Source organism: Noviherbaspirillum sedimenti (assembly GCF_003590835.1).
GTDB classification, from domain to species: domain Bacteria; phylum Pseudomonadota; class Gammaproteobacteria; order Burkholderiales; family Burkholderiaceae_D; genus Paucimonas; species Paucimonas sedimenti.
In genome coordinates, this window is sequence record NZ_QYUQ01000002.1 from 486,333 (window position 1) to 512,550 (window position 26,218).

30 protein-coding genes are annotated in these 26,218 nt (G+C 61.9%); 5 read left to right on the forward strand and 25 right to left on the reverse strand.

The features are described 5' to 3' along the window. From trbC to D3878_RS02450, 17 genes are all read right to left on the reverse strand, one after another. A complete protein-coding gene (gene trbC, locus D3878_RS02370; RefSeq protein ID WP_119784014.1) occupies positions 1-762 on the reverse strand; it encodes a type-F conjugative transfer system pilin assembly protein TrbC in 762 nt (253 codons plus the stop codon). Next, on the reverse strand, positions 749-1,741 hold the full coding sequence (gene traU, locus D3878_RS02375; RefSeq protein ID WP_233556446.1) for a conjugal transfer pilus assembly protein TraU: 993 nt from the start codon (positions 1,739-1,741) through the stop codon (positions 749-751). The genes trbC and traU overlap by 14 nt, the downstream gene beginning before the upstream one ends. 17 nt (positions 1,742-1,758) lie before the next feature. Next, positions 1,759-2,397, reverse strand: coding sequence for a type-F conjugative transfer system protein TraW (gene traW, locus D3878_RS02380; protein ID WP_119784016.1), 639 nt, complete (start codon positions 2,395-2,397; stop codon positions 1,759-1,761). A 3-nt stretch (positions 2,398-2,400) separates the two neighbouring features. After that, on the reverse strand, positions 2,401-2,739 hold the full coding sequence (locus tag D3878_RS02385; protein ID WP_119784017.1) for a hypothetical protein: 339 nt from the start codon (positions 2,737-2,739) through the stop codon (positions 2,401-2,403). Positions 2,740-2,750: 11 nt separating this feature from the next. Further along, the gene (traF, locus tag D3878_RS02390; RefSeq protein ID WP_233556205.1) at positions 2,751-3,356 is read right to left on the reverse strand and encodes a conjugative transfer signal peptidase TraF; all 606 of its coding nucleotides are present in this window, start codon (positions 3,354-3,356) and stop codon (positions 2,751-2,753) included. Then, positions 3,353-3,709, reverse strand: coding sequence for a hypothetical protein (locus tag D3878_RS02395; RefSeq protein ID WP_119784018.1), 357 nt, complete (start codon positions 3,707-3,709; stop codon positions 3,353-3,355). The genes traF and D3878_RS02395 overlap by 4 nt, the downstream gene beginning before the upstream one ends. After that, entirely contained in the window at positions 3,706-6,273 is a 2,568-nt protein-coding gene (gene traC, locus D3878_RS02400; protein WP_119784019.1) for a type IV secretion system protein TraC, read from the reverse strand. Before traC ends, D3878_RS02395 begins: the two co-directional genes overlap by 4 nt. A gap of 23 nt (positions 6,274-6,296) precedes the next feature. Beyond that, positions 6,297-6,932 (reverse strand): TraV family lipoprotein, encoded by a 636-nt coding sequence (locus D3878_RS02405; protein ID WP_119784020.1) that lies wholly within the window; start codon positions 6,930-6,932, stop codon positions 6,297-6,299. Further along, positions 6,929-7,759, reverse strand: a complete 831-nt coding sequence (locus D3878_RS02410) for a DsbC family protein (protein WP_199688063.1) — start codon at positions 7,757-7,759, stop codon at positions 6,929-6,931. Before D3878_RS02410 ends, D3878_RS02405 begins: the two co-directional genes overlap by 4 nt. After that, entirely contained in the window at positions 7,743-9,113 is a 1,371-nt protein-coding gene (locus D3878_RS02415; RefSeq protein ID WP_233556206.1) for a TraB/VirB10 family protein, read from the reverse strand. Before D3878_RS02415 ends, D3878_RS02410 begins: the two co-directional genes overlap by 17 nt. 2 nt (positions 9,114-9,115) lie before the next feature. Beyond that, complete coding sequence (locus tag D3878_RS02420; RefSeq protein ID WP_119784023.1) at positions 9,116-9,922, reverse strand: type-F conjugative transfer system secretin TraK; 807 nt, start codon at positions 9,920-9,922, stop codon at positions 9,116-9,118. After that, positions 9,919-10,476 carry a type IV conjugative transfer system protein TraE gene (gene traE / locus D3878_RS02425; protein ID WP_119784024.1) on the reverse strand — a complete coding sequence of 186 codons (558 nt, stop codon included), beginning with the start codon at positions 10,474-10,476 and terminating at the stop codon, positions 9,919-9,921. The genes D3878_RS02420 and traE overlap by 4 nt, the downstream gene beginning before the upstream one ends. Before the next feature lie 17 nt (positions 10,477-10,493). Next, positions 10,494-10,793 carry a type IV conjugative transfer system protein TraL gene (gene traL / locus D3878_RS02430; RefSeq protein WP_119784025.1) on the reverse strand — a complete coding sequence of 100 codons (300 nt, stop codon included), beginning with the start codon at positions 10,791-10,793 and terminating at the stop codon, positions 10,494-10,496. A gap of 31 nt (positions 10,794-10,824) precedes the next feature. Then, the gene (locus D3878_RS02435) at positions 10,825-11,181 is read right to left on the reverse strand and encodes a hypothetical protein (protein ID WP_119784026.1); all 357 of its coding nucleotides are present in this window, start codon (positions 11,179-11,181) and stop codon (positions 10,825-10,827) included. 81 nt (positions 11,182-11,262) lie between these two features. After that, positions 11,263-11,949, reverse strand: a complete 687-nt coding sequence (locus D3878_RS02440) for an OmpA family protein (protein WP_119784027.1) — start codon at positions 11,947-11,949, stop codon at positions 11,263-11,265. Beyond that, entirely contained in the window at positions 11,946-12,494 is a 549-nt protein-coding gene (locus tag D3878_RS02445) for a lytic transglycosylase domain-containing protein (RefSeq protein ID WP_119784028.1), read from the reverse strand. The genes D3878_RS02440 and D3878_RS02445 overlap by 4 nt, the downstream gene beginning before the upstream one ends. A 194-nt stretch (positions 12,495-12,688) precedes the next feature. Further along, positions 12,689-13,192, reverse strand: a complete 504-nt coding sequence (locus D3878_RS02450) for a hypothetical protein (protein ID WP_119784029.1) — start codon at positions 13,190-13,192, stop codon at positions 12,689-12,691. A gap of 516 nt (positions 13,193-13,708) precedes the next feature. Here D3878_RS02450 and D3878_RS02455 point away from each other — a divergent pair. From D3878_RS02455 to D3878_RS02465, 3 genes are all read left to right on the forward strand, one after another. Continuing rightward, positions 13,709-14,710, forward strand: coding sequence for a YfgM family protein (locus D3878_RS02455; protein WP_119784030.1), 1,002 nt, complete (start codon positions 13,709-13,711; stop codon positions 14,708-14,710). Between the two features lie 146 nt (positions 14,711-14,856). After that, positions 14,857-15,453 (forward strand): hypothetical protein, encoded by a 597-nt coding sequence (locus tag D3878_RS02460; protein WP_119784031.1) that lies wholly within the window; start codon positions 14,857-14,859, stop codon positions 15,451-15,453. Positions 15,454-15,525: 72 nt separating this feature from the next. Next, positions 15,526-16,236, forward strand: coding sequence for a hypothetical protein (locus D3878_RS02465; protein ID WP_147383865.1), 711 nt, complete (start codon positions 15,526-15,528; stop codon positions 16,234-16,236). Positions 16,237-16,355: 119 nt separating this feature from the next. Here D3878_RS02465 and D3878_RS02470 read toward each other — a convergent pair whose 3' ends face one another. From D3878_RS02470 to D3878_RS02505, 8 genes are all read right to left on the reverse strand, one after another. After that, on the reverse strand, positions 16,356-16,979 hold the full coding sequence (locus D3878_RS02470) for an IncC plasmid conjugative DNA transfer DtrJ family protein (protein WP_119784033.1): 624 nt from the start codon (positions 16,977-16,979) through the stop codon (positions 16,356-16,358). Further along, positions 16,976-18,877: a conjugative transfer system coupling protein TraD gene (traD, locus tag D3878_RS02475; RefSeq protein ID WP_119784034.1), complete on the reverse strand. Its 1,902-nt coding sequence runs from the start codon at positions 18,875-18,877 to the stop codon at positions 16,976-16,978. Before traD ends, D3878_RS02470 begins: the two co-directional genes overlap by 4 nt. After that, positions 18,871-20,640, reverse strand: a complete 1,770-nt coding sequence (mobH, locus tag D3878_RS02480) for a MobH family relaxase (RefSeq protein WP_119784035.1) — start codon at positions 20,638-20,640, stop codon at positions 18,871-18,873. Before mobH ends, traD begins: the two co-directional genes overlap by 7 nt. A 95-nt stretch (positions 20,641-20,735) precedes the next feature. Beyond that, a complete protein-coding gene (locus tag D3878_RS02485) occupies positions 20,736-21,359 on the reverse strand; it encodes a FlhC family transcriptional regulator (protein ID WP_119784036.1) in 624 nt (207 codons plus the stop codon). A 21-nt stretch (positions 21,360-21,380) separates the two neighbouring features. Beyond that, positions 21,381-21,701 (reverse strand): flagellar transcriptional regulator FlhD, encoded by a 321-nt coding sequence (locus D3878_RS02490; protein WP_158592156.1) that lies wholly within the window; start codon positions 21,699-21,701, stop codon positions 21,381-21,383. A gap of 374 nt (positions 21,702-22,075) precedes the next feature. After that, positions 22,076-23,140, reverse strand: a complete 1,065-nt coding sequence (locus D3878_RS02495; protein WP_119784038.1) for a DUF932 domain-containing protein — start codon at positions 23,138-23,140, stop codon at positions 22,076-22,078. Between the two features lie 221 nt (positions 23,141-23,361). Next, positions 23,362-24,372: a DUF7146 domain-containing protein gene (locus D3878_RS02500; protein WP_119784039.1), complete on the reverse strand. Its 1,011-nt coding sequence runs from the start codon at positions 24,370-24,372 to the stop codon at positions 23,362-23,364. Positions 24,373-24,429: 57 nt separating this feature from the next. Then, on the reverse strand, positions 24,430-24,948 hold the full coding sequence (locus tag D3878_RS02505; protein ID WP_147383866.1) for an immunoglobulin domain-containing protein: 519 nt from the start codon (positions 24,946-24,948) through the stop codon (positions 24,430-24,432). A gap of 186 nt (positions 24,949-25,134) precedes the next feature. Here D3878_RS02505 and D3878_RS24550 point away from each other — a divergent pair, with 186 nt between their 5' ends. Both D3878_RS24550 and D3878_RS02510 read left to right on the forward strand, forming a co-directional pair. Beyond that, positions 25,135-25,260, forward strand: a complete 126-nt coding sequence (locus D3878_RS24550) for a hypothetical protein (RefSeq protein ID WP_274381892.1) — start codon at positions 25,135-25,137, stop codon at positions 25,258-25,260. Positions 25,261-25,431: 171 nt separating this feature from the next. Further along, complete coding sequence (locus D3878_RS02510; protein WP_119787659.1) at positions 25,432-26,205, forward strand: AcaB family transcriptional regulator; 774 nt, start codon at positions 25,432-25,434, stop codon at positions 26,203-26,205. The last annotated feature ends 13 nt before the right edge of the window (positions 26,206-26,218 follow it).

A 26,218-nucleotide genomic window follows, 5' to 3' on the forward strand; every position in this document is an offset into this window, starting at 1 on the left:
TCATCCTTTCAGTTTCTTCACATACATGCGCGCATCCCTGGCAAAGCGGGGCGCCTGGCGCTCGATGAATGCGAGCGCATAGTCGAGGCTGACATCGCCCGAGGTCGCCATGAACGCTTCCGCTGGCAGGCACTGGCCGGCGCCGCAAGGCTCGCCCTTGGCGCCGGCGCGCACGAGCACGAAAGTGGGGGTGCGGGTGACGGCGAAGCGGTCGAAGGCTTGCGGGTCGATCTGCACCGCCACCTGGCGCTGGCCGATCAGCGCCTGCATGCGCGTCACCGTCTCGCGCAGTGACCCGTCGACGAAGCCGCGGATCAGGAGCGTTGCCTGGGCGCGCGCCGCCTGGTCGACCAGGCGTTGCAGCGTCGGTTGCGGCATCGAGAAACTGATGAAGATCATCAGCGCCGGCCTGGCAGACAGACCTTGTGTCATGGCCATGCCCTCAGTGCCGGCTTGATAGCCGCGCGCCAGCGCTTCCAGGTCGAGCGGGGACGAGGCGGCCGGTTGCGGCAGCGCGTCGATGTTGGGCGACGATTTCGGTAGGCGCTCCAGGGCGGCATCCATCGGCAGGCGATGTGCTTTGGCCGCGCGTGCCATGTCTTGGTCGGTGATGACCGGCTGGTTGCGCTGTACCCGCGCAATGTCGGCCTCGGTGACAGCCGCCGTGCCCTGCGCTTGGGCGCTGCCCATGCCGTAGCAGGCAGCAAGGCTCGCCAGCGCCAGGAGGCGTGCGGCTTGGGTGAAATGGTTAATAGCCGACACAGCAATTCCTTTTTCGAAACAACATGAAGGCAAAGTCTTCGCCGCGCACCGGATATTCCTTGCCGGCGCCCCACAACACCGTGGTGCGGCCGAAAGGCTGGCAACAGCGGCCGGCCTCCTTGGCAGTGGCGGGAATTGGATAGGTCAGTTGGGTCTTGTAGGCAGTCTTGTCCATCACCGGTTGGAAGTACGGCCCGCACAGCCCAGCCTTGCCATGCCAGCCCCACGCCAGCAGTTCGCGGTGCATCTTGGCGGTCAGCCGCTGCGCGAGCAGCGCGGCGGTGCGCACGCCGCCCATGTGATAAGGCACGTGGCCGTCGAGCGGATAGATGCCGCCTTGGCAGCCGGCGCACCAGAACAGGTCGCGCACGCCAAAGCCGGTCGATGCCGCAACGCAATCGGCGGCGCAGGCGGCCACGGCGACCGGGTTGGCGAACAGTACCGCTTCCGGATTCAGGATCAGCGTCAACTCATCATCGTTCCAGAGCGGATCGACTTCGGTCAGGTAGGCGAGATCAAAGGAGCCGTGTTCCAGGCAGGGGAAATCGGTGATGACGCCCAGCCAGTACATGACCGGGTTCACGTAATAATGCGCCTGGTAAAAGCTGCCGCTATCGCCATCGCCTTCGGGACGGGTGTAGCGGGCGCCTTCCGGGGCGGGAATGCCGGGATCGAGGTCAATGCCGCCCAACGAAGTCAGGCAAAAGGGTTTACGGACCACCTCGACATGGCGGGCCGGTTCCCAGAAGCCGACCGACAGGCCGATGACCGGATTGACGCCGCAGCTGCAGACCGGGTTGGCCGGGTTGTCGATATCTTCCTGGCCGCCAAGATCGCCAATGCGCGCGCTGCCGATGGAAATCGGCAGGATGCAACTCCAGCAAATATCGGTGATCGGATTGGGAAACTTGCCGGTGCAGGTGGCGATCCCAGCGGCTTGCACGCCACTGACCGGCAGCCACAGGACCAAGCACAACATCAGGCGGGCAAGCGTCTTCATGGGAGTACCAGTTCATCGATGCGCAGGCGCAAGCCTTCCTGCGTGACCAGCGCCGGCACGTGCCCAATGCCGAGTCGCCGTGTCAATAGTCCCTGCTGGTCGTAGTACACCGGCGCGCGCCAGGCTTTCATCAGGTCAAGGTAGGAGCCGCCGACCAGGATCGGCTTGACCGGGATCTTGCGGGCGCGATAGAAGGTGATCAGGTCGCGCGCCCGCGCCACCTGGCGCCGGTCGCGTCCATCGAAAAACAGCAGGTGCTTCGACAGGGACACGATTTCCAGCGGGTTTTTGCGGGTGCCGGCGGCAAACAGCAGCCGGCCCTTGTCGTCAAGGATATTGCGGTCGAGTACAAACGTCGGGTCGACATAGAAGGTGCGGGTAGTCTGCGCCAGCGTCACACCGGCGACCGGCGTGGGCGTCGTGACAGCAGCTGTGCCGCGCGTTTGCGCGTCCTTGGCCAATTTTTGCAGTTCGCCATTGCGCTCTTTTTCCTGCAGGCGCGCGCGGATGAAGTCGAGCAGATGGGGTTCGGCCACCGGGTAGGCGGGCCCGATGGTGCCCAGGTCGCCTGCCTGCGCAGCGGCGCAGACGGCAAGGGCGGTGGCGGATAGCATGGGCACTAGACGGCGCAGCATGGTTCACCTCCTTCCAGTGCACGGCACGGAATTCGACAGGCGCTGTAGCAGGGCGGCGTCGCGCTGGGCGCTGGCGCGCATCATGGCCATCAGGACCGGTTCGCCCGCGCCGTCGGCCACCGCCTGGCGCAGTTCCTGGACGGTCAGTTGCCGGCCACAACGCTGCCGGGACGCCGCCAGAAACGTTTCGGCGCCGTTGCGCGCAGCCGGCGCGATGCGCTCCAGCAGCGCCAGATAAGCGTCCAGCGGCAAGTCTTCCGTTGGCGGCTGGGCAGCCGTACTCTGGCCTGGAGCGGCAAAGGAGGTAAGTAACAGCAGGAGGGCAAGAATCGTTAAGCGCATTGGTTTCTCCGCTAGAACAAGGGCGTGACCTTGCCGATCACCTGGCGCATGGGCACCAGACCACTTTCGCGATAACGCGAATCGAAACTGTCGGAGTGCGCGCCTTGCACGTAGTAGTAACCGGGTGGGATGACGGTCTCGGCAATCGGGTTTAAGGGATGGCGATCGAACGTGGTCGGTTTGGCCAGTCCCATGGAGACACCGTTGACGAACACCTGGCGTCCCATGACGGTTACGCGGTCGCCGGGGATGCCGGTCACCTGCTTGAAAAACGGTTGCGCACGCAGTCCCGGATAGCGCCTCTGCGCATCGCCCGCAAACGCATAGACGATAAAGTCGCCGCGTTGCAGTATTGGCGGATGGCCATAGTGCAGTAGCGCCACCGTGTAGGGCAGGCTGGGCGTCCAGTTGAAGAGGATCGGCAGGTGCGGCGTCGGATCGACCAGGACGCGCGCCAGCGCACAGCCCCAGATTGCCAGGACCGGTAGAAGGCCAAGCCAATGGAGGCGTACCAGTCGCACTGGCATGGCAATCCCGCCGCCAATAGCTGCTAGCGCACGGTAATGCCAGCCGTTGCGGGCATGGCGCGGGGCAAGGATGGTCGGGTCGGTCGTCACGGCAAGCCCACCTTGCGCTGCAAGAGCATTGTTAAGTCCAGCGCGTGTGGCGGGCTGCCGGCCACCGCCGAGCGCACCAGCACCAGGCATGCGCAGTCGCGCGACAGTTCTTCCAGCGCCAGGGGCAATTGCTGGGCAAAGCGTTGCGCCATCGTCAGCGCCTGCTGGCGCTCTTCGTCGGAAGCGCTCTTGGTCACCAGCTGGGTGAACTCGGCTTCCTTCAGGCGGTACACTTGGCCGACATCGACGACGCCGATGGATTTATCGGCGCGCACAACCAGCCGGTCGTAGGCTGCGAGCGCGACGGCGACGACTAGGAGGGTGACGACACTCTGGGATAGGAGGGTTTTCATAGGGTGTGCCCCCGGCGGCGCAGCAACTCCGTGATCGCCTCGTCGATGCTCAAGCCCTGCGCGCGCAATTCGTCCAGCGGCGCATTGTCTTCGAGCTTGTTGGAAAACAGCAGGTGGGTGGCTGGATCAAGGATGTTGCGCGCCACCCCTTCACCCACCGGCGATGAAATGAACAGTTCCGAAAACACCCCAGGCTCGGTGCGCAGCGAGTTGAGCAGGCGTTTTTTGGCTTCGTCCATGGTGAGTCTGCCCTTGCGATCCAGCATCTCGATGGATTCCTTCTTTTGCCGCATTAGGAATACCCAGTCGGAACAGTTGAAAGCCGCTTCCATCTGCGCCGAGCCGTAATAGTCGTCGGCGCTTTGCGTGGCCGTGCCTAAAGCGCCGCCATACTTGCGGGCGCGCCGCGCAGCTTCTTCGACCACCGCCGCCTTGACGGGATCGTCGGCGCCGATGTCGCCCAATTGCTGCTTCAATTCATCGATGAACAAGACTTTCTTGCGGTTGCGGGTCAGGTACATCTCGCCCGTGATCTGGTACAGCAGCAGGATGTTGACAACCGCGTGCAGGTCGGGCTTGCGCTTTAATTCCTCGTTTTCGATGACGATGAAGTCGTTGGAAAAATCGATGCTGCTTTTGCCCTCGAAAAAGCGTTCGTACTGGCCACCCCGGGCATAGGGGTTCAACATGATCGCCAGGTCGCGGATACGCGCGTCGTTGACCACGCCGAGCTCGGCGATGGTGCCGCTCTTGAAGGCGTCGCGCAGCGCCGTGATGGTCAGGTCTCGGCCGTATTCCCGGAACAGTTTCAAGGTCATCGCCGAGATCGCCTTGTACTGCACTTCTTCCAGCGTGTGCTGCATCGAAGCCATCTTGGCAATCGCCGGCACCAGCATGTCGATATCCTCGTTGATGTCCTGCACGGTCGAGAACGGGTTCATGCAGATATCGACATCCGGGCGGAATTCGATATAGGTGCCGCGCGCCTTGCGGCACAGCTTTTCGAACGAGCGCCCCAGGTCCAGCATCCATACCTTGGCGCCGATGGCGCGATACGACCAGGCCATCTCGTTCATCAGCACCGACTTGCCCGAGCCGGGCGCGCCGATGATGGCGAAGTTGTAGTTGCCCAGGTCGTTGTCGTACAGGTCCAGCGTCATCAACTGGCCGCGCCGGCCGCCAAAGACCAGCGTGGGCGTCCTGGTGCCGCGCCATTCGGCCACCAGCGGCGCCAGGTGGATCGCGTTGGCCATGGTCTTGCGTGTGACGCGGCGCATCTTGCGCAAGTCGTTATGGAAACGTTCCGACAGCGTCATCGGCAGGCTGGCGATCAGCGCCTGGCGGTGCATGTAGACATCGGCATTGAGTTCGAAGCCGCGCGCCCGCCAGATGGATTTTGCCGTTTCCTCGACGCCGACGGCACGCGCGGGGGACGTAAAGATCGCCAGCTGGTGGTACATGCTGACCAGCGCGCCACCGACATCGATGGCGTCTGCCGCGGCATTCCAGTCTTTCAGCTTTTTGCCCACGTCCGGCATGACGTTGGCCATCTTGCTCTGGGCGTTTTGCGTGGCGCGCACGTGGTTGGCAATGACGGTGGCCTTGGTGGCGTTGGGATCGAGCACGTGCACGCCCATGGTGAGCAGGAACGGCGCGCTGTACTGCAGCGCCGGCTGCATCAGGTCGCCGATGAGCGAGCCCATTTGCCACAGCGCAAAGCGCTCGGGAAACGACTTGACCGAATAGAAGCGCGCTTCCAGCACGCCGGGGTCGCCTTCTTTCCACAGCTGCAGGCCGCTGGCGCGGGCCTCCTGGATGGTGTCGAAATCGACGATCTGGTCGCGGATTTCCCGGCCATCGTCGTAGAAAAGATTGGGCGCGTCGGTGCGCGAGATGCGGTCGGGGTTGGTAAACAGCGAACACCAGTTGATCAGGTCGGCGGCATCGCAGACGCGATTGGGGAGCGATGCCGCCCGCAGGGTGGTGGCCATCGCTTCGCGCAAGCCCACCAGTTCGTCGCGCCGGTTGAGATCGGCGGCAGATCCCGGCAGCGCCACGCTCATCATCAGACGAAAGTCGCGGATGGTGTAATGGAAGCCGGATGTCATCGACTGTTGTGCCCCGAGCAAGAGGTGGCCGACGCGCTGGCGGGCAAGGCGGCGAAACAGGCTGTCGTTGCGCGCCGGACGGCCCCAGTGCCGGGCATTCTCGGCCTGGTCGGCGTCTTCGGTGCGCAGATTGGCATAGCGGCGCAGCTGGCCATGGACATGCGGGGAGGCGAACAGGTGAAACTGGATGCCGGTGCCCTTGGGACAGGTGGCATACAGGGAAACCAGCACTTCCACCATGCGTTCGTCCGCCCCGGACTGCGGCATGATCTCCAGCATAAAGCCGAGGTTGTCGCGGTTGACGAAGAGCTCGTCCTCAGCGATATAGGCAGAATACGGCAGCCAGCTGGCAAACTGCTCGGCGGGCGAGTCATCGTGCCCCAGGCTAAACCACTCCTGGTCTTTCAGGGCGGCGCCGGCGGCGCCCGTTAATCCTGCGCGAAGCGCTGTAAACATGGCAATCTCCTTCGTCGCGGTGGTTATTGGTTATCGCCAGCGGTGAGCAGGGGGGCGCCGGGCCAGGATGGGGAGGGCAGCGGCAGCGGGCTAGGTTGGCTGCCGGCCGGCTTGCCGTTCAGGACGGAAGCTGCTGGCGGCCTGTCCGACTGGGCGGCCTGCTGGGAGAGCAGGGCAGGCGGGCGCAGCGGCGCATAGGCGTCGCGGATGCGTTGCTGCGCATGGTCGATCAGCCAGCGGCCGTTATCGACCTGCACATAGACATAGCCCTGGTCGTACAAATCGCGGTCGGCGTCTTCCCAAGGCTTGTACCAGAGCCGCAGCACGCGCGGCTGGGCGCGCAAGGGCAGGGCAGCTACCATGGGTGCAGCGCTTGCGGTCGCCGCCGCGGCGTCCGTTCGCAGGGGCGCAGGTTGCGGACGATCGGGAATCACGCTGCTGCTGCCATCGGATTTGCGCGCTGGCTGCTGGCTGGGCAGATTGTTCTGGAGCGCGTTGTAATACGTGCCGGAAACCGAGTCGCAGCGTACGCCAGATGGCGCCTTGCAGCCATACTCGGCGCTGCCGGAGAGGCCCGTAATGCTGGCGCAGCCTGCCGACAGGCTTGCTGCCAGCAGGAGTGGCACACAACGCGCTTTGGAAAAAATGGAATGTTTCATTGGCGGGCCTCCTGGAGTTGTGTGGCGGGAACCTGCGTACGCGTGGCGGCAGCGGCCAGGCGGGCTTCAATGTCGGCGGCACTGGCATAGCCGTCGGAACGCTGCCCATTCGCATAGAACATCGTGGGCGTGCCGCGCACCGTGAGGCGCCGGGCGAGCGCCAGATTGCGATCGAGCGGGTGGGGACAGGCATCTGTCGGCTGGGTCGTCGTGGCCAGCCCGCCTGGGTCGCCCTGCCGCATGACGCGGCGCCAGGCATCCTGGCGTTCGGCGGCGCACCAGATGGCCGCTGGCAGCGCGACGCCCTGGAACGGCACCAGGAAGGTGTGGACTGTCACGTTGTCGAGCCTGTCGAGTTCGCCTTCCAGTCGCTTGCAGTACGAACAGGCGGGGTCGCTGAAAACGACGAGCATTCGGCTGCCGTCACCGCGCACGGTCGTGATCGCGTCTGCTAGTGGCAGTTGGCCAATTGCAATGGTCGGTGCGCTCTCTTGCTGGTCGGTGGCAGTGTCCAGGCGCTGGGCTTGCGCCAGCTTCGGCGCGGTCAGGTCGGTCATGGTTTGGGTATCGAAGACGTGGCCAAACACCAGGTAGCGCAGGTTGTGTCTGGAGACGAGCGCCATGTTGGGGCCCATCCATGCTTCATAGAGGCCAGGTACGGGCGTCGGCGCCACGCCGGTGAAGCGCGTGCCGGGATGAGCTTTTTTCAGCGCCGCCAGCAGGCGGGCTTCGGCGGGCGCGGGAGTGGCCGCCAGGACCGTGTCTGTCGCGGCGACGGCCAGAACCAGGGCGGCGGCCAGCAGCATCGGCTTAGTAGTCGTCATCATCGTTTCCTTTCGGGGCGGTTTCAGAAGGCAGCGGGCGCTGCTTGTCGGCAGCTGGCGCGCCTGCCTTGGCGGCGGAAGGCGCGTCGATGCGCACACCCTTGGTAATGACGACATCGATTTCGCGGCCAGCGTCGATTTCCACGACCGGAAACGTCTGTTCAGCGAGCTTGATGTAGTACTGGGCGAGGCGGTCCAGCGCCCGGCCGACGCCATTGCCAACGCCGGCGCGGTAGGCGTCGCCCCCGGATGTGGTGGCAATCGTCCCCAGCGCCGAGGTGCTGTAGCTGGTGGACGAGGTCGCCAGCCCCTGGCCGATGCCGCTGGCGATGCCGGCCAGTAGCGCATTGGCCAGCATCTGGCCCTGCTTGGTGACCAGGCGCCCGCGCATGCCGACCTTGCCGTCTTCGCCATAGACGCTGCCCTGAATCCTGACTTCCAGGGTCGAGCCGTCATTGCGCACGCAGGAAAGGTTTTCGGTGCGAAGGTACGCGCGTTCAGACCCGATGTCACCATAGCCGGCGGCAATTACGAAGCATTCGCGCACCTCGCTACGAAAGCGGTTTGGGAGGACGGCATTGTCGGAGAGACGGATCAATACCGGGTGCGGATTGGATTGCGACTGGCCGCCGGTCGGGGCATCCAGCCCGCCCAGCAGCACGCCGCGGGTGAAACTGACCGGCAGGTAGCTGGCGACCGTGTCGGCGCGGCTGGCACCGTCAGGCGAGGCGCCGGCTGGCGCGGCGATCGCCGCCTTGGCCGCGTCACCGACCGTCACATGCACTAGCCCAATGGCGGGTGGCTCGGCGCGCTCGGGTAGTGCGCCGGCCGGGGCGGGCCGTGCGGGCACGGGTGGCAGGCTGGCGGGCAGGGCGTTGGCGGGCGGGAACTGCATCGGCGACACGGGCGCCACGGGCGCTGCTGCAGCAGGCGCCGGAAGCGGCTTTGGCGTCTCTGGCTGCATCTTGGCGGCGGCCGTCAGCCGCTGTTCCAGGTCGCTGAAGCGCTGCATCGTGCGGTCTTCGAATTCCTTGCGGTCGCGGTTGAGGCGGGATTGCTCATCGCGCTCGTGCTCGTACTGGGCAAGTTTTCTGCCTGCCGTGCCGACCCACTGGTCCAGCGGGTTGACTTGCTGGCCCGGCGCCATCACGCCGATGTTGGTTGGGGCGGCACCGCCGGCAGACGGGGAAGATGGCGCCGCTGCGGCGGCGGAGCTGGCGTTGCCGGTGAAGGCAAAGACGGCCCACAACGCGCCGACGCCGCCAGCCATGATGGCTACCAGGGTGGCATATTGCCGTTGCTTGGGCGTCAGGTGCGCCAACAGCTTGCGCACCGCGGAGGCATTGAACGTAGCCATGCTCATTTCCCCTGGCGAATGACGTAGACGCTGGTGCTGTCACCGGAACGCAGGTTCAGGTTATCGATGGCCACGCCAAGCACGCTGCCATCGGCGCGATCGAATTCCTGTTCCGCCAGCACCATGGTTTGTCCGCTGGTATTGGTCAGCAGGTATTTTTCGCCGACCAGGCCGCGTGCCTCGAAGGTGCGCACTAGCGTGAAGTTCACCTCGTTCCACAGTTGCACGGGGCGGTTGACTTCCTCCATGCGCACGTCGGGCGCGCTGCGCTCGGACGCCATGGCCACCAGCAACGCTTTCATGGCGCGCACGTGGTTGGATGATGCGCCCAGCGGCCCCTGGTGGGGCATGGGTGGTCCGGTGCGGGCATGCCTGTCGCGGATGACAATGGTGTCCGATGGCGTATCCGAGCGGCGCAGCAGCAGCGTGTAGGTGGCGTTAGCCGAGGAGATAAACAGGTTGACGGGTTTGGTGGAATTTCCCACCGGGCGCACGTAGACTTCGCCCTTGTCGCGGTCGCATTCGAGCATGATTTCGCCGGCCTGGTTGACGGCGGGCGCCATTGCCGGCATGGCGGCGGCGCCCGTGTTTGCCGGTGCCGCCGTGGCGCAATTGCTGGAATGGATATTGCCGAACACATCGGTGATGGGGCCATGCTCGATGCGGATGCGGGTCGGCTCCTTGATGGACATGACCGCTTCGACCGTCACGCCGTCGCGCGCGTCAATGAGCTGCAACGCCTGGGAGGGACTGCTGGCGCAGGCAAGCAGCAGCGGCAGTAGCGGCCAGCGCAAGGATGGATGGGTCATTGGGGCATCTCCTTGAAGGATTTCAGGTGCATGCGGCCTCCGGCGTACTGGAATTCGGCCAGGTACGCCTTGGTTTCGGTCGCGGTTTCCTGGCCGTTGACTTGTGTGCGCAGGCGCCCGCGGATGGCGACGGTCTGCTTGTCTTCGTTGGGAACCAGTTGCTGCGGCAAAAAGAAGGTGCTGGCATTGATGCGCCGCAGGCGCTCGGCCTCGATATCCTGGCGGGACTGCATCGCGCCGTGCTGGTCGGGCGCGACGTAATTGAGCAGGATGTCCTTTTTCCAGTCGATCGACGCCGGCGTCACATCCAGGATCAGCCAGGCAACGAAGCTGCCCATCTGTTCCAGGTAGTCGCGGCTGACACGGTCGCGGGTGACCCAGAATGACTTGTCGATGGTCGGCGGCACCACGATGGTGCGCTCCATGCCGACCACGTTCAGGATGATCACGAGGCAAATGAGCAGCCCCAGGATCAAGCCTCCGACGGTCAGGCTCAAGGCCCGGTTGCGCCGGCGCATTTCCTTCAGATCGTTGTCCAGCTTGGCAAAGTCCATGGCGGGTTCCTATGGGTTCAGCCGACCATGCGGCGCAGGTGGGAAGGCGGCGTTCCCTGCATCGTCGTCAGAGGATTGGGCGGCAGGCACCAGTAGATCCAGTGCATGGCAAACGCCGGATGCTTGTCGGCCTTGATGCGGGAAAGCCAGCGCGACAGGAAGATGCCGATGCCCATGCAGACGGCGAATGACAGTTTTGAGCCGGACATGTAGCCCACGAAAAAGCAGAACAGGATCGGGGCAGCGACATCGACGTCCCAGAATCCGATCTTCCACTGATCATCGAGACGCCGGGGGATGTAGGTTTCCGTCTGCATGGCGTTTCCTTATGTAACTGGTGGGTACGGTTCAGAGGACCGCGCCCATGATCGCGCCGGCAATCACGAGACCGACGGCAGCAAAGATCGCCAGACCCACGTAGAACAGCACGGGACCAAAGTTGCGCAAGGCCGATAGCGAAATCAGTGCCACGACAAAGCCGACGAAGCCGACCAGGGCCTTGATGCCGGGGCCGAGCGCGGAAATCTGGGTGAGCGCCGAGGTGAGCGGGCCGGTGATGCCGGTGAAGGCCACCAGGTCCAGTGCGTGGCTGGGAAATGCTGCAACCAGGCCAATCAGGAGCAAGGCCAGCAGAGAGAGCGCAGCCAGAGGCTTGCGCGGCAGGTGATTGGTCGTGACGGTCGAATCGTGAAGAGCGGTGTGCATGAAATTCTCCTTAAGCAAGTTGAGGGGAAAGCGACGGGCTACGGCATGGGTCAAGCGGGTAAAAATCGTGGCATTGCTGCGTCAGGGCGGCGCCTGCCTTTGGGGGCGCACGACGACTTCGACGCGGCGGTTTTGCTTGCGGCCCTGCGGCGTGTCGTTGGCGGCAAGGAAGCAGCAGGCTGCCTGCGAGACCAGCGCCAGGGTGGTCTGGTTTGCGGGAAGGCGGGTGCGCAGGTGGTCGTGGACCGTTTGGGCACGCGCCTGGGCAAGTCGCCGGTTGGCGCGCAGGCTGCCGGTATTGTCGGTGTAGCCGGTAATGGCGACCTCACCGGTCTCGGGAGCTTCGGCCATCGCGCGATCGAGCCGCGACTTTTCGGAAGGAGAAAGGTTGGCGCTGCCGGAGGTAAACCGGACGAAGACGCGGTGCCGGGCGGGCGGCGTCTGAAGCGTGGTGGCAAGACGCAAAGTAGGGTGATCTGCGGCAAACGTATCAATTGCCTGCGGTGTGGCCGGTATGGCTGCGGGCATCGTCACAGCGAGGGTTTTGCGAGTGACTGCGGGGCAGGCCGGCTCCATGCAGGCAGCATAGGAGGCCTTGCCGCCAAAATCGACCTGGGTGAGCTTGCGGGAGAGCGGGGAGCGGTCCGCGTGGCGTAACTGCCCAGGTTCCTCCTGTTGCCGGGAGGGCAAAGTGCACGACATGGACAATAGCGTCATGGCGACAAGCAGGCCGATTCTCCTCACGGGGCGGAGTGCATTTTTTCTCATGGCGACACCCGCACGGCAAGGAGGGCGGGCGGGACGCCCTGGGCTGCGGGAGACTGACGACCGGGCTTGCGGGAGACCGCAGGCGTATGTGTGCCCTGTTGGGAGGGCAATTGCCGGTAGACCAGCCAGGCATACCTGGCGCGGGCTTGTTGGCAGGCTGCGCCTTTCAACTGGCTGCAGGCGGCGTTATAGGCGCCGATCCCGTCCCACGTTGCGCCGTGACGCGAGAAGCTGTCGGCAAGCAGCCAGGCGCCGACATGGATGTTGATGCACGGGTCGTACAGATCACGTTCGCGGATGCCGTAGCGTGCCAGCGTGCGCAAGTGCGTACTGTTGATTTGCATGAGTCCGATATCGTAGGAACCGGTGCGGGCGAAATGCGCGCGATTGACCGCCTGCGGGTTTAGGCGCGATTCGACGTGCGCAATCGCGACCAACAGATCCGCGGGGACGCGGTAGTGACGTGCCGCTTGTTCCCAGCAGGCCTGGGCCAGCGCGGGGGCGCACAGCAGTAAAACCAGTCCGACGACGTGAAGACGCGGCATACCCAATTCCCCAAAAAAGTTAATGCACTGCGCGCACCGTGCGCGAGCTGCGCTACTGCGGCCGGCTGTGCGGCTAAGGTCGGGTTCGAGTGAGCCCCGGCGGCGAGCGTCAGGGCAGGGTGGTGCAACTTGGGACAACTTGGCGTGGGACGGTGGCGGGCACCGGCACCACAGATTTTTTCAGAGGGAAGGCGTCAGCTGGCTGGCGGCGATGCTGTTCTTCTGGTGATCCGCTCGGCCGTGTTGATCCGTGCTTGATGCAGTACCAGGGCGCCCGTCGAGTCTTCTTGGCGGCAGAGCGCCACGCAAGCGGTCGTCAGCTGGTCGAGCTGGAACTTCGGGTGCGGATGTCTATTAGCCGAGGATCGCTGCACTGCCTGCAGCAGAACATACTGCGGCATCCACATGGATTCACGGCGGCGGGGGCTGTGTGGCGTGCGCAAGATTAGTTCGCCCCCAAGGAAAGCGAAGATGCGCGCTGCAGCATTGTCGTGGGAGAAAATCAGCGCGACGCAGGCGCTGATCAGGTCGGGAAAGCGGAACGTCGGCGAAACGTTGTGTTCGCTCTTGAGCAGTGCGTACAGCCAATCGTGTTCTTCCAGCCAAAGTCGTGTTTCGATGATGTCATCGACGAGCCCGCTGGCGGGCCGGGGTGCTGGTGAAGTCCCATGTTGCGCGGTCAGAATAGCGGGGGGCATGGCGAGCTCTTCCTTCAGTGTGCGCCGTGGTGAAGCGGCTGATGAAAGAAGGTTAATGAAAGGATGGGGGCAAGTCTCTGGGAAATGAACAAATTTGCAAGGGGGTTTTGCAATTAGCTCAGCATGCTGTTTGCGCACAGCGGGATTCGACCTGACAGCAGTTGTATGACTGGACCCAACAAAATTTGATTGGGTTAGCTCGTACATTCACTGACACACCGTGGCGGACCAGCTTACAACTGAACCCTGTCGTTACGTCCTAGTGTGATCATAAGCTATCAGTTACAGCAGTGCTCTAAAGCGATCATTGAAGACTACCTGGTTTACGTCATTTGCTAAATTACAATTTTAGTCATAAACTTTGGCGTAATGCTAACTGTTCGTCTTTCACGATTTTTCCAGTTCGTATACCTCAGCGTTATTTCGCAAAATAACAGATGGCGCGGCCTGGCAAGGCATCAGTCGTCGTGTAGATCGGGCAGTTCTTTTCATATAAGTCACTATCAGGAATCTCACATGGGAATTTTTGATCGCCTATTCGGCAAAAAATCGCCGCCATCGAGTGCTCAAGTTCCAAGCAAACCACTCGTGACAATCCACGTTTCATTTTCAGGGAAATTTCTCACCATAGATGCCATAAATTTCTTTGGGCAATTCGCCAAGTCTAAATCAGGTGAATGGATTGTTGCTTGGCGCGATGCAGATATTGAACAACAACGAGGGGGCCATAGAGTAAGTGGAATGGGTGAATATTTGTTATTTAACACTAAAACAAATAGCATAAACCTCCAAGGCAGGATGGCGCGTCCCAATAATGGCAATGTTGCAAATGATGGGCACTTCTCTCTTGAGGATTGGCATTTTGGTAGGGAACTTGGTGGAACTTTTAATGTTTTTTCGCCAAATGGCGATCAAAAGATCAAGCGCGTCGTAAGTGCAAATATCTTCAATAGTGCACTTTCAGACGATGGAAGGTACGCTGTATTTCAAACCGCTAATACTCCAAATGGAGGCGATGGCAACCTACTTATTGCATTTGAAGTCGAACATGGCAAAGAGTTGTTCGCAGTTCGTCCGCAAACCGGATGGGCCGATAAGTACGAGTTCAAAGAAAACCCCACGGCTATTGTCGTATCACACAAGGGGATTGGAAAATTTAAGTATGACGCACATGGAAACTTCATTGATGCAGAAAAATTCAAATTAGCATGCTTAAGTTGCAATAGATATGAGGTGCTTTTACCTGCTGTAGCAGAGCTACTCAAGACTGAAGCATTAAGCCGAAAAGATGCGCAAAAAGCTCTAGAGGCTATACTTTCAGCGAAGTCACTCGGTGCAGAAAACGATAAAGGGTGGAGGGCCACCGCATTTAAGCTGCAAGGTCAAGCTTTTGAGGTCCTTGGAGAAATAAAAGAAGCAATTGCCTCGTACGAAGAAGCGTTAGCATCAAACCCCAAGATCGGGGTAAAGCAGAAATTGGCTGCATTAAAAAAAATGACGCCTAATCCTGCACTATGATCAATGTGTTTTCCGGGACTAAGCGCTACCAATTCCTAACTTTCGGAACAGCGCGGACGCGCCAACGCTTCGCGTCGTTGTCGACTAACCCATGCGTTAGCCCCGTGCATCCTTATACCCTTAAACTCAATTATTTTGCATGAACGATGAAGTTTGAAATTGGGGATGAAACCGATCAAGCGCTCACGACAACGCTTGTTCATGAATTTGTGCTCTGCAAGGACAGTTTTGAGCGATTCGCCGCCTTGGCCAAGACGAACATCTTGGGACGTCGCGACAAGGCCTTAAAGATACGGTGCCACGATGCCTATGCCAATTTTCTTCACCATCTCTATGAGTTCAACGTTGGGTGTATCAAGCGAGATATCCGAAATACTGAAAACCTACAAGGCAAAGTACTCGACAAAATATTCAATCATGAAGTTACAAAGCTGTTGAAAAATCGAGTTGACGCGATCAAGGGAGGTTACGCGCCATCTTGGGAAAATCACATTTCTGTCTATCAAGTGGAAGTGCCTGCCGAATTTGGGACACAGTTTAGAAAGATCAGAAACCGAACGGCTCACGCCAGCACCAAACGCTCTTCGCCGGAAGACGAGTTAGCCCTTGGACAGTTTTATGAACAATATCACGACTTCGTTTATCTTCTGTATGTTTCGGCTCAGTGGTTTTGGTCTGTCAAAGACATCGAGGCATACGATTGGAAATCAATTGAAGAATTCGACCTTGCAGTGCGGGGTTAACCAATCATTCGAGTGGGCCTGCGCCGGCAAGCGTGCTCCAATTGCTCATGTCAAACGTTATACTTCTCTCAAATGATGCTGTTTCCTCATACAAGCTCGCTTTATGCGTTATCAGCAAATCTAGACAAAGAAGATGTCTTGTTTGTCGATGGCATACGTTATGCGAGCGAAATGGTGCAAATTGCCTACAACAGGTTAGCTGAGGCGCTTAAGCAGCTTCCAGAAGAAGATGAACCCAACACACATCGCCATTTGATGACATGCGCAGTTCACGATGCTTGGTCAATTATCGATTCGGCAGACAGGCTAAGAGGCCTTGTTTCACGCTCAACGCTGCTAAATCAAATAGAGAAGGCAAAGCAAAAATTCATAAGTAACGCTGACCCCATCAGGAAGTTACGGAATACACTTCAGCATATTGATACCCTCATACCCAATCACGCAGGTGCAGAATGGCCTGTCTGGGGGTTTTTGAGATGGTTTTGTTGGAAAGAATTTCCGCATACTGGCATCTCGTGCCAATTACTGGCCGGAGGGCATGTTACCAAGCGCCCCTTCAACATTGGAGGTCCGCACCCAGAGTGCTCAGGCGAAAACCTATCGGACGTATTCCTTTCAAACAAAGGCATCGAAGTATCGCTGCGCGATATTAAAAATTGTGTAGAAGCGCTTTCAATTGAGGTCGAATCCCTCATTGAAAAGCTTGCTGCAGAACGTGGCTTATCGCAAACGCGCTTTGCTGATGTTTTCATATCTGCTCACGTGGATTTTCGGAAGAAGTGAGCACACCATGAGACCAATATTTTTCGCAATCAACAACTAGGATCACATTAGATTTAACTGAATGATCTAATCGGTTTTCCGCTTGCTAGACTGATGGACTATGTTCAAATGAACGCCTGTCAAGCGCGCCGATGAAAACTCGCCAGCGCCCGGCTGGCAAACACGCTGATGGCCAGCGGCACCAACGGCCAAGCCAGCGGCGGCACCGTCACCGGCAGAACCAGAGCAACGACCGTGAGACACGCGGCCACGATCGCCGCGCAGGCATAGAGGGCAAAGATTTCCGGATTGTGCTGGATAAATGCCCGTGACTTGATCAGACGCCGCATGCCGCCATCGAACAGGGCTGCCAGCATCCATGCCAGCAACACCGGCAACCATTCCACCAGTGCGCAGAGGCGGTACGTCGCCAGGGCAAACAGCGTGTCGATTGCGCGAAAATAATCACTGTTGAACAGGCGATTGTTGGCCTGCGCCATCTGCCAGGCGACATCCAGCGCAACCGGCTGGGAAGGCGGCTCCACCGAGGGCGGGGGAATCGGGCTAGCCTGCTGTGCTGTCGCTTGCAAGTCCAGCATGCGTGCCAGTATACGCACGGCGCGTGCCGGGCTCCAGGCTTCGGCGGTCAGGGCGTGTTCGACGCGCAGCTGGTTAAGGAAACGCTCGGGCGGAAAGGCGGCGGGCAAGTACAGTACCAGCATCAGCAGCGCCACCAGGGAGGCTGTGCACACGAAGCGGATCATGCCGGCGCTCCGGCCATGGATTTGCCGGCATCGGGATCCAGGATCGGAAAGCGCCCCTTGATGATCCGCCCGCCCGAAACCGAGGCGAAATACTGCAGGTTCGGCAGCTTGCCGAGGATGTCGGCGGGGATGCGCTCTTCCAGCGTTTCAGTGAGCTGGGATGAGTAGGAGGAAGTGAAATCCCCCAGATGCGCGTCCGACGCAGTGTTCAGGCCAACCCGCAGAGTGTGGATCGCGGTCTTGCCGAAGGTTTCGACGATGAAGTCTTGCGTGGGCCGATCCTTGGAGCGCAGCGCAATCAGGTTGTTGAGATTCCCCAGAGCCATGCGTGCGGCCGCTTCGCTGCCCAGGCGTCTTGCCAGGTCAGCCAGCGTTTGCATGGCGCAGGTCGTAAAAATCCCGCCTTCAGCGCCCTTGTTGAGGATTTCAATCAAGGGCTGGTTGATCACGTTCGACACTTCGTCGACAAACAGCGAGATGCGCCGGAAGCCGCCCAGGTTGTAGCGCATGCCGGCGCGGGCGGCCAGGTCCGCCAGCAAGAGCGCGCCGATGGCGGAGGCGACCGACGGGTCGGGCAGGGCGTCGAGGCACATGTAGAGGACGTAGCCACCGCGTTCGATTTTTTCGAAATTCATGATGGCGCGCCGGTCATCGGCATCGAACGGGTCCGGCGACAGGCTCAACCCCAGGTCGCCCGAGGTCAGCATCGACAACACCGGCAGCAGGTTGGCGGTGATTTTCTGGTAATGCTCGCGGTTGTGGCGGAAGGTCCGCACCTGCGCATCGATGACCTTGTTGTGCTGGTGCTGCGGCACGTGATGCTCATAAAAGGCGACGAAAGCGAGCAAGTCGTTGCTGGCCGCTTCCGAGGGGCGCTTCAAGTTGCCGCGCTGGGCGTCGGCGAGGAGCTTGCGCATGTCCGCCTGCTCGCGCCAGCCCGGGCCAAAGGAACCGTCAAAAAAGCGCCGCAACGACGCTTCCAGCACCGGCTCGATGCCGCCCTCGATATACTTGGTCAACTTCATCAGGTTGGGCCGCTCTTCCAGGTCGACCAAGCCCTGGACCACGACATTGACGGCATCCCAGCCGAAGGCGCTGAAGGCGCCGGCGGTATCCGGCGGCATGATCGCCTGGATGCGCGAGGCAATCTCCGTCGGCTTTTGCCAGTTGAAGGTAAAATCCAAACGGACGCCGGCTTCCGGAAAGGCGGGATGGAATTCCAGGAAAGTGTCGGCTTCCCGGTAATCGGCGCAGGCCCGCATGACCGCGCGCTTGAGTCGCCGGCTGTTCTTGGGATCGATCACCACCACGACGTCGCCGCGGCGCACCGCTTGCGTGACCAGGTTGGCCAGCGCCACGCCCTTGCCGGACTGGGTGGTGCCGACCAGGAGTGTGCCGCCCTCGAAATTCTGCAGCGGCCGGTAGAGCGCCTGCTCGCGCGGCGCGACGCCATGGATGTAGGGCAGGCCGATCTCGCTGTCGGGTTGCGGATCGACCGCATAACCCAGCCAGCGCAGCAGCACGGGCGACACTGCATAGTCGCGGAAATCCACCTTGGCCAGCTCGTAGAGGCGTTGCGAATGCACCGGCTGCCACTCGAAGCCGAAGCCCAGAAACACTTGGTCGGGTTGCCTGCACAGTTTCTCCAGGGTCTTGGTGGGCACCACCTGCATGGCGCGGCCCGACAGCGAGGCGCGCACCACCAGGATGCGCAGCGCCTGCCGCAGGCGCAGCACCGCCATCATGAAACAGCTTGCCGCAAGGAACCCCGTCATTTGCCAGGGCAATTGTTCTTGCGTAGCGACGGCGATAGAGACGACCAGGGCGGCCAGCCACGCCAGGCTGGCGTAGGCTTCATAGGCAGGACGCCATGGCATCTCAAATGGGCGGGTCAGCATGCCGGTGTTCCTACGTCATTGGCCGTCGGGGCGGCATGGCCGGTATGGAAGCCTTTAACGAAGCGGAATGCGAGCAGCAAGCCGCGCGTTGGTTTGCCGTCGATGTCGCGCGCCACGGTGGCAGTGGTGCCGTCCGGCTGCGCCAGCATGCCGGCGTCGGTCAGGGCACGCAAGGCAAGCGTTGGTTCAAGCTGGCGCTTGGTAAATTCGGCGAGGGCAATGAACAGGCCGGCTTCCTCCATGCAGATGCCGGCGCCTGGCTCGTCGCGGTTCATGGCGTCGACAATTTCGGCCAGCGCATCGCGCACCACGGGATTCAAGCGCATGGGCGCGTCCAGCCGGAACCGCAGGATTTCCAAGGCGAGCTGGATGGGACCACCAGGGGGGCGCGCCGGGCTCGCAGCGCAGGCAGTGGCATTCTCTTCCGCTACAGGGGAGGTGGCAGCCGGAGCAGGCACGTTGGGCGCGGCATCCATGGGCAACGGCAGTTGCTCTGTCGCGTGGCACGGCGGGGCCGCAGTTCGGTCGCCTGCCGATGCGGTGGGCGTCGCGCGGGCCAGCGTAACGGCCAGCGGCTCGGGCGCCGGATCGATCCCCGCAAACAGCAGTGCCGGTGCGGATAGCCTGACGGCATCAAGCCCTGGCTTGCCGCCGGGCGGATGGATTTGCCACAAGGCTTGGCCGTCATGCTGGGCGACCAACACGCCGGCGGCCAGCAGGATGCCCAGCATCGTGTCACTTTCCTTGGGTATCCCCGCCAATGTTTTGGACGCCAGCAGGGTGCGCAGGTCGGCAGCGGCATTGGGCCACACCAGGAATACGCCGTCGCGTCCGTACCAGAGGCGCGACTTGTCCGTGTTGGGTCGCCAGGCCGGATGGGTGCGCACCAGCTGGCGCAGCGCATCGACCAGGTGACGCTCCCAGTGCGCACCAACCTGCGGCTGGCCACGGCGTTCGCCGCTGGCGCGCAGGTCGCGGTCGATGACCAGGGCCGCCGCGCGGCGCACCAGGTCGTCAAGAATATTGTGTTCCGGGTAGACCGGCACGCCGGCAATGCTGGCCAGCATGTGCGGCACGATGACGGTATTGCCGCTGGCAAGGTGCTGCAGGACGGCATTGGGCACCACGTGGGGCAGGATGAACAGGCCCTGGGCGCGGCAGTCTGGCGCGTGGGGAAGCCATTTCAGGTGATAGCGTTCGGCATGGAGGCGTGCGAGCCATGCCGACAGCGGCAGCAGGTAGGGTTGCCATGCTTCGCCCTGGTCGTTGGTGACGGCGACGTGGCTGAGGGTGCGATACAGCTCGCTGCACAGGCCGGCCAGGAAGGTCGCCTGGCGCCAGCGCGGCTCCAGGTGCCGGCGCGTGGAAATCGTGGCACGCCCGGAAAAGATATGGCCATCGGTGCCCTGCAGGCTGAAAAATCCCACTTCCAGCCCCAGGCGCAGCAAGCCGCCCGGCGTAGGAAAATAGTTATCGGGCGTGGCCGGCAACAGATGCACGCATGCGGCGTAGTTGCGGATCAGCGGCAGCAATTCCACTGCAAAGGTCGGGCGGTCCACACCGTAACAGACTTTGATGCGGTCGATCAAGTCCTGGTGTTCGCCGAGCACTTCTTCGATGGGACGGGCGGCGATGCCGGGATCGGTCGCTGGCGGCATAGAGACCGGCCTGTGTTTTTCCAGTACGTATGGCGCGACGGCATCCGCGGCGACGCTTGCCCGTGGCAGGCCAAAGTGGCGCAGGAGGTGTGCAAAGGAGCGCATGGGATGGAAGGGAATCGGTCGGGACAAACGATTCTGGCGCGGCAAGCCAGGGCGGCGCCAGCCGAAATGACCGGTTCCTGCGGCGGCTATCGCACTTAGCCTTCCCGCGTTTGCCTGGCCAGGGCGACGATGCCGAGTTTTAAGACGGTGGTGTCGGGCAGTGCCGTCACGGGGAAGGAAGTCTGGATGCGCGGGTCGCGCCGGTACCGATGCAGCAGCTTGCAGAATGGGCATTCATGGTTGGTAGCCGGGCACGCGCCGACCGCCGTCAGGTACTGGCTGGCGCAGGTCGGGCAGGTCGCCAGTGAAAAACTCGGCACCCTGACGATCCACAGGCCATCCAGGTGTGAAGCCAGGTCGAAGGCACGGTCGAAGCTGATGCGTGGCGCGCCATGGAGCATCGACAGATAATGCTTGTAGGCCGCCACCAGCGCTTCGGCCGGGCCGAAATCCAGCCCCCGGATACGCCGGTAGAGCGACACGACCATCGAGGCTTCCGTGCGGTACAGCAGATTGGCGCTGTGATACCAGTCAGGAGAATCCGGTGGGCGGCCGCGCGGTATGGCATTGTGATCGGCAAAAAACAGTTGCACCAGTTGTCCGTGCGGCAGCCCAGTCACATAGCCGATCGTGCGAAGACGCGCGCCCAGGGCTGCGCAGTCTTTTGCCAACCCGAGCGCACGGATATGGCGCTCGGCATAAGGGGATTGGGTCGCCATCAGTTTTTCCTTCACGGGTTGTCAGCACTGCACCACGGCGGGCTGCGGCGCATAGGGCGCGTGATGCGGCGGATGGACCGCCATCACGGCGCCGGCAAGCGGCAGCGGCAGGGTCAGCAGCGACACCATGTCCTGTCGCGGCAGGAACAGGCATTCGTGTCCAAGATTGGCGACCAGGATCAGGATTTGGTCGATGGACAGCGACTCCAGCAGGCGCGCCTGCGCCTCGCACAGGCCGAACTTGCAGCAGGCGGCAATCCGGTCCTGCTTGATGCTGTCACGCACGGTGATCAGCAGGGAGAGGTTGATAATTTGCACATCGGAAAATTGCATATTGCCCATGATAATTTCCTTACAGTAAGCCCTTCTGGGCATGGTGACTGCGTGGCAGCCTGATCAGACCAGGCTGGGCGATTGCTTCGGTAAATCCTTGTGACTGTTCATCGGGTAACTAACTATCCTTCCTGCATGTAAGGTTATTATTTTGCTAACATTGGCGTCAATAATGAATACTTGTGGCAAGAAAAGCGCCACCTGCAAATGCTCCCGTTTCGGAAGAATTTTTCGGGCGGCGTGCAATTGACGCAAAACGCGCGTCGCCCGGCGTGTTCCAACCAGGTTGCCCGCAACCTGGACCAGCCTGCATCCGCCCATGGACAAGGCCTTCCCCTTGCGGGGATACCTTGTCCGGTGCGGGACTGCCTTGCCTTAGTTGCTTAGGTCGCTTGCGCGAGTCCTTTCCACTCGCTGGCGGCCAGTTCAATCAACTTGCCGCCCAGGGCTTCGAATTCCGTCGCCCGGTCGTAGTCGTCGATCTCTTGCGAGTAATGCGTAACCGCATTGACCAGCCCGTAGCCTGAGAGATCGCCTTCAATGACCAAGTGGCGCAGCACGCCGGCGCGCTCAGTCTCGTTCAAGGTATAGCGATTGGCCAGCACTTCGACGGTCTTGACCGGGTCGCCGGTCAGCGCAATGCCCTGCGTCTTTTGCATCTTGTGCGCGATCTGGAGGAAGCTGGCTTCGGACACCGCCGCCTCGACCACGTCGCGCACCTTCAGGAAGAAGGCCTTGTCATCCGCCGCCAGCGTATCGTCGCGAAACACCGTGATGGCTTCTTCCTCGGTCTGCTGGATGCGCCCCACATGCGTCTTGCGCAAGCCGTGGTCCGCCGCAATCAAGCCATTGCTGCATACCAGGCGGTAGAGCAGCGGCTGCACCGACAGCGTGCCGTGGCCGACTTCGGAATTCATGATCACCAGCCCGGCTTGCACCACGTCGCCCGGCGCCATCTCGAAGCGCGTGCGCGGCGTGACCACCTTGAGGTACATTTTCGTCTCGGTCAGTTCGACCGACTCGAAGCGCATCTCCGGCAGCCGCTGCAGGATTGGCAAGACGTTTTCCGCAAGGTCGTAATTGTCCAGGCGCCGGTAGCGCTCCGACAGCACGGCCCGCACCTGGCCATCGAGCGTGCGGATCAGGCGACGCTCGCCATCGGCCTGCAGCCAGGTGTTGATATTGCTGTCGAGCAGATCCGGCTGGTCCAGGCGCATGCGTTCGAAGTACGCAAACGGGATCTTCAGCTTGTCGGCCAGCTGGCGGCGCGCCAAATGCGTGATGCCGTACGGGGCAGCAGCGCCGCTGGCCGCGATGGTCAAGGCGCAGTCACCCTGGGCATCGGTGCGGCATGCCATCAGGGGCGAGGGCACGATCATGTCTTGCTTGGTGCCGAGCTGGCGCAGCAGTTCCTGGGCCAGGCTGGAAAGGGTGCGTCCGGTTTTCATGGGTATTCTCCTGAGAAAAGCGGGGACGACACCGCCCGCAGCGGGCAATCTCCCCGCTGGGGTTGAAAAACAGGCCTGGCGGATCCAGACCTGCAGAGCGCAATGCATTGCGCCAATGCTTGGGCTGCCTTCGATGGGGGAATGCCCATCCTGGTGGCAGCTGCCAGTGAAAAACGCCTGCGCGAGAGGACAAGGCGCGGCATGGCGGCCGCACCCCGTGCCTATTGCGCGTCCACTTGCTGCTCGCCGCGCGCGCGCCAGACATCGGCCCAGTCCGTGCCCGCGTGGCGCGGCACGAATACCGTCACCTGGCGCGCTGGCCCCAAGCGTGCTGCCTGGCTCAGGCGCCGGGCCAGGGCAAACGCGCAGGCCTGGCCAGCGTAGTCGCCATCGGCATCGTTGTCGGCGTAGATGCAGATGCGGCGCACCGTGTCGGGCAGCCACAGCTTGTCCATGTTGCCGGCATTGATCGCCGCCCACACCGGCTTGCCGGTGCCCAGATGAATGGCCAGCGCCGTTTCGATGCCTTCGGCAATCGCCAACTCGTCACCGGCGGCAAACAGCCGAACCGCGGCGCCGTTGATGCCGGCTGACAGCACCTTCCTGGCGTCGCGCAGCGGCGCCTTCTGGCCATCCTGCAGATAGGTGCGGTGCAGCGTCACCGCCAGCCCGTCGGCGCCCTGGATGCAGGCCAGCATGGCGGGATACTCGGCGACCTTGTGCGACTTGCCCGCGGCATTCTTTTCGTAATAGCCCAGTGCCGGGTGAAACCGCAGCACCTTGGGATAGCTAGCCAGCCCGAGACCCCGGCGGCGCAGGTAGCAGTCGACTGCGTCGCCCGCCACTACTGCCGTGGCTTCGTCCCAGATGCGCCTGGCCAGCTTCTTCATCTTGTCTGCCGGCGGCCCTTCCAGGCGCAGGCGCGTGGCAGCCAGCTGGGCGCTGCCCAGGCATGCTTCCAGGCGCAGCAAGACCGTGCCGAAATCCCAGCTGCGGATTTCCTGGAGCAGCTTGATGCCGTCTCCGGGACCGCAGCCGCGGCAGTGATAATTGCCTTCCCCGAACTTGTCGGTGTACTGGAAGCGGTCGTGGCCGCCGCACAGCGGGCAGGGCTGGTTGCGCCGGTTGAGGATGGCGGCATCGATGCCGAGCGTCGTCAGCAGCTCGGTCCAGCAGCCATGGGCGCGTTGCTTGATGTCGGCAACGCGCGCTTCGAATAGATGGTGGTCCATTTGGGTCTCCCCGCGGCCAGCCGGCCGCGCCTTGGTTGAACGATGCCCGGACGGGCTTTACGCGAACAGGTCGCCTTGCGTGAACCGTTGCCGCACTTGCTGGTTGAGCCACTGCGGGTTCTTTTCCAGATGACGCGCGATCCACTCCGGGTGGCGCTGCACGGCTTCGCGCACCCAGGCGGGATAGCGATTCAAGGTGGCCTGCAGCCAGGCCTGAAGCTGGCCCCGGATTGCTTCCTTGACGGCATCGGCATCGACCTGCCCGATATAGGGCAGGGGCGACAGCGGGCTGCACGCCACGACCTGGATGCAGTTGGCAAAGGAAAACGGCCTGCTTTCCTTCTCGCGCTCGGTAAACACCCAGCGCAGCATGTCGAGCTTGTCTTCCAGCGGTGTAGCTGGGTCGCCCAGTTCGGCCACGGCCTTAAGCAGTCGCCAGTGCAGCAGCACGATTTCTTCTTCTTCCCACTCGACGGTACCGTCATCGTCGGCGAGCAGCAGCGCTTCGGCCACAGGCGCGGACGTTGGCAATGCCGACGGCGAGGGGATGGGGAATGCACTCAGGTTCAGCATCATTGCCTCCAAAAATAGTTATGCGAGGCAATGACCACCACGGCGGGACACTGGCCCGCGCAGGGTGAGGAACGACCGGCGAAGTGCCGGCATGTGGGGCTGGCTAGGCTTGCAGGGCAGCGTGCCCTTGACCGGTGTGCCAGCTACCGGTCGAGAAAACGGTCGAGAAAACGGTCAAGAAAGCGGTCAATGTGCGATGGCGTCTTCGCCGGGGCAGCAAGCTGGGCGAAGGAACCAGACCGGCACGGGAAACTGGCCGGTGACGCAGGGACATTGCGCGAACTCCAGGGCTTGCCGAACGGCTTGCAGGGCTAGCTGCTGCATGTATTCAAGTTACGCCGCCGGCCCGAGGCCGTCAATGTCGCCGAAGTGACTTTGACCGTCTGATGGCGAAAAGGCGCCGGCAGGTGGTCCTTTTTGGGTGGCGCTTGCAGGCTTGGGCCGGGAAGATGGCATTTCATGATGCATTTCTTGCGGAGCGACGACATGGCAGACACCCAGCTCGTGAAAGTGGACCAGGGGGCGGTGAACGAACGCATCCTGGCGCGGGAAGTGAAGGTGGATTTTCGGCGGGTCGAGGCGGCCAGCGTCAAGATGGTCACGCACCTGAAGAGCGCAGAGGGCAAACGCTTGTTCGTGCGCTACTTCAACACCCTGCAACTCAATGGCCACTTCATCTCGGTCACCGCCCGCACCAAGTTAAAGCACGACGATGTCGCCAAGGTGGAAGCGGCGCTGCGCGAGAAGCTCGACGCGGCAACGCTTGCCTTGAACAAGGGCATCGACGGCGCCGAGGCGCTGTTCCAGAGTCATGGCATCACGCATGTGGCGACCTACGATACGCTGCCGCTGGTGCTCGAAGTTGGCATCATTTCTTCCCTGGGGCGGCGCTATTTCGAGCTGTTGAACAAGGTCGACCAAATCATGCCCTTGCTGCAGACCCTGGAAATTCATGAAGTCATCACGCCGGGCGACGCCGATATCCAGCGCGCCCTGTTCAAAAAGATGATCCGCAGCGTGGCTGGCAGCGCACGCAATCTGGCAGGTGGCCTGCGCCGGCGCATGAACGAGCTAGCAAGCCGCGACGCCGAGCAGGCGCGCGCAAAGGGGGAACACGGTACCGCGCTGGCGGTGTCTGCGTTTACCATCGCCAATCGCGAGCGGCAGTCCGGGGACCAGGGCAATGCAACAGAAACGACGCAAGAGGGGAGTTCGGTTGATGCACCGGCGGCGATGACGGCACCATCGCGCATTGCGTGAGCGGGCGGTCTGG